Source organism: Thalassotalea sp. PLHSN55 (assembly GCF_052030545.1).
GTDB lineage: Bacteria > Pseudomonadota > Gammaproteobacteria > Enterobacterales > Alteromonadaceae > CANMXU01.
In genome coordinates this window covers 1-3084 of the sequence record NZ_JBPDIH010000023.1, presented here as the reverse complement: position 1 = coordinate 3084, position 3084 = coordinate 1, and the positions used below count along the sequence as shown (strand labels likewise).

Here is a 3084-nt window from a genome sequence, read left to right as displayed (position 1 = left end):
AGAAAAGATTATGGCTCTAATTTATTGAGCAGGGATCAGTGTTTTTAAGTTGACGTGGGGAGTCATACCAACGCCTCATTCAGAGGCAAATAATTGTTGGCTAAAATAGCGACGCAGGAGCAAAAGCCAACTGTTATTTGTCCTGCTGCAATGACTTGTTATATGCCATTTACCACTCTATTTGTATTTTTGTTCCTACTTTAACCAATGACATAAACTCGTCCATCTCTTTATTAGTTAAAGCAATACAGCCGTTGGTCCAATTAAATTGTTGAGTAATACTAGAAAGCCAACCAAATCTGTTTTTTTGACCATGAACCATAATAAAACCACCAGCAGAAACACCTTTTCTTTTAGCATTTTCTAAATCTGCTTTATTAGGGTAGCTTACGTGCATAGCACGATAAAAAGATGAATCTTCTTTTTTGTAATCCAGCGTATATAAGCCTTCGGGAGTTTTTTGATCACCTTCTTGTTCTTTATGTCCCTTCGGCGAACCACCAAATGCCACATGATATTCTTTTATGATCTTGTCATTGTCCAACAAGTACATTTTGTTCTCCGACTTGTCGACTTTCACTAAATCGACCTCGGCAAAACACGAAAAAGAAACAATAGTTAAAATGAACGCAAATATTTTCATGGCATATAACGCCGCAATAAGCGGAAAATTATAGTTGGCTAAAATGTTTGAGGAACGAAAAACAGCCAACTGTAAATTTTCCGTTTAATTGCCTTGTTATATACCGACTAACTACCAGCTTTTATTTTGGGTAACTGTACCTGCAATACGATAAAGGTGGGTATTAAGGGTAAGAAAGCTAACCAAGATAATGGAAAAACAACCCAAAACCAAGTGAACCAAACCTCAGCGATTATTAAAAGTAACAACTTAATTTTACGGTTAAACAGCATTAAGTCGCCCATAGCAGCAAAAGGCAAGCCGAAACCTAGTAAACCAATTAACACAATAAATGGGGGTACGAACTCCGACTCGCTGAGTTTAATTACCGAAAAATAAAATTCATAGGCATAGCTAAAAAGTAAAGGGCTTAACAGACAGAAAATCCAAACCGTACTCCAACTTGCATTTCGCTGTTGCTGAGAGTGAATTTTATTTTTCTCTTGAAGTTTACTCAATACGTCCATTTAACTCAGGCTATCCCTAGGTATATAACGCCCACATTAAGAGGCTTTTAATCAGTTTGCCAAAATGTGTAGCGAAGCGGAACCAGGCAAACTGTTAAAAGTCCTACTTTAATTTCTTGTTATGTGTGGCACAGAGCTTTCGCGGTTTACCGCTTAAACCTGAGCCTTTTAATTAGCTTATAAAATTTACGTTAATAAATATACAAGATAATTTAACCAGAAAAGGGCGATTGTTTAAAATTCATTTTCCGTAACTTAAAAGTTTGAACACTTTAAAGTTTAACTTTGATTAAAACCTTTGCCGAGTTTAAATAACAAAAAATATTAAAGCATGCTGATGCCACATAACGCTTATATTAATAGGCTAAAAAAGATTGGCTAAAATCGCGAAGCGAAAGCCAACTTTTTTAGTCCTGTTGAATGCCTTGTTAGCGGGCAACTATTGAAAAGCCAACAAGTAACACCAAACTTTGATTTTTACATTGAACCTGAAAAGGGCAGAACAATGCAAATGAATTTTCAATTTTTACGGGGTTTGCAAATTTGTTGATTAGAAAAATAAACTAATCTTAAAAATTTTTAACCTTAAACTTCGTTGCCCGATAACGCTTACATTAATAGGCTAAAAAAGATTGGCTACAATCGCGAAGCGAAAGCCAACTTTTTTAGTCCTGTTGAATGACTTGTTAGCGGGCAACTACCTAAAAGCCAACAAGTAACATCAAAACTTAATTTTTACATTGAACCTGAAAAGGGCAGAACAATGCAAATGAATTTTAAAACTTTACGGAGTTAGCAAATTTGTTGATTAGAAAAAGAAGCTAATCTTAAAAATTTTTAACCCTAAACTTCGTTGCCCGATAACGCTTACATTAATAGGCTAAAAAAGATTGGCTAAAATCGCGAAGCGAAAGCCAACTTTTTTAGTCCTGTTGAATGACTTGTTAGCGGGCAACTATTGAAAGCCAACAAGTAACACTAAATTTTGATTTTTACATTGAACCTGAAAAGGGCGGAGCAATGCAAATTAATTTTAAATCTTTACCGAGTTTGCAAATTTGTTGAATAGAAAAAGAAACTAATCTCAAAAATTTGTAACCCTAAACTTCGTTGCCTGCTAACGCCTACATTAAGCGGTAAATAAAAACTGGCTAAACTTGTGAGGCACGAACAAAAGCCAGCTTTTATTTGTCCGCTTGAATGCCTTGTTATGTGTGGCACAGAACTATCGCGGTTTACCGCCTAAACCTGAGCCTTTTAAATAGCTTATAAGATTTAGTTTAATAAATATACCTGAAAGTTTAACTGGAAAAGAGCAGTTGTTTAAATCCACTTTCTCGCTTAAAAGCTTGAACACTTTAAAGTTTAATTTTGATAAAAACCTTTACCGAGCTTTAAAAACAAAAAATATTAAAGCGTGCTGGATAGCCACATAACGCCTCATTAAGAGGAAATTTATAGTTGGCTAAAATGTTGAACGCAGTGAAAACAGCCAACTGTAAATTTTCCTGCTTTAATGACTTGTTATATTGCCTTAACCACTACGCTTGAACAAACTAGATATACCATACGCAATTGCAATAAAAACAAACATCACCTCGTGATTTCCAGTTTTCTCAGCCCAACTTATTACTTTGCTCTCATCTTTGACAAAGCACGGATAGAATAAAAGCATTCCCGCAATAAAGAAAATCGCACTCGCAATGCTAGAGATTACCTCACTATTTTCGTTGTAAGATAATACGAAGAAACTAGTCAATAACGACATAACGGCTAATTCAATAAATAGGATTTTCGAAACTCGAACGTCAAGCTTTTTACTTTTCTTCAATTTTTCACCACACTATAACTTGGCAATATAACGCCTACATTAAGAGGCAAAAAATATGTTGGCTAAAATAAGCGACGAAGGAGCAAAAGCCAACTGTTTTTTGT

General features: G+C 35.1%; 3 protein-coding genes. All 3 read right to left on the bottom strand.

Features of this window, described 5'->3' with window-relative positions:
• Nucleotides 1–169: 169 nt before the first annotated feature.
• Nucleotides 170–712, bottom strand: a complete 543-nt coding sequence (locus ACRRSQ_RS20490; RefSeq protein ID WP_440877639.1) for a L,D-transpeptidase family protein — start codon at nt 710–712, stop codon at nt 170–172.
• 38 nt (nt 713–750) lie between these two features.
• On the bottom strand, nt 751–1149 hold the full coding sequence (locus ACRRSQ_RS20485; RefSeq protein WP_440877638.1) for a hypothetical protein: 399 nt from the start codon (nt 1147–1149) through the stop codon (nt 751–753).
• A gap of 1534 nt (nt 1150–2683) precedes the next feature.
• The gene (locus ACRRSQ_RS20480) at nt 2684–2980 is read right to left on the bottom strand and encodes a hypothetical protein (RefSeq protein WP_440877637.1); all 297 of its coding nucleotides are present in this window, start codon (nt 2978–2980) and stop codon (nt 2684–2686) included.
• Nucleotides 2981–3084: the final 104 nt, after the last annotated feature.

Coding starts and splice junctions, on each gene's coding strand:
- ACRRSQ_RS20485 (WP_440877638.1), bottom strand. CDS start 1,149: ATGGACGTATTGAGTAAACTTCAAGAGAAAAATAAAATTCACTCTCAG.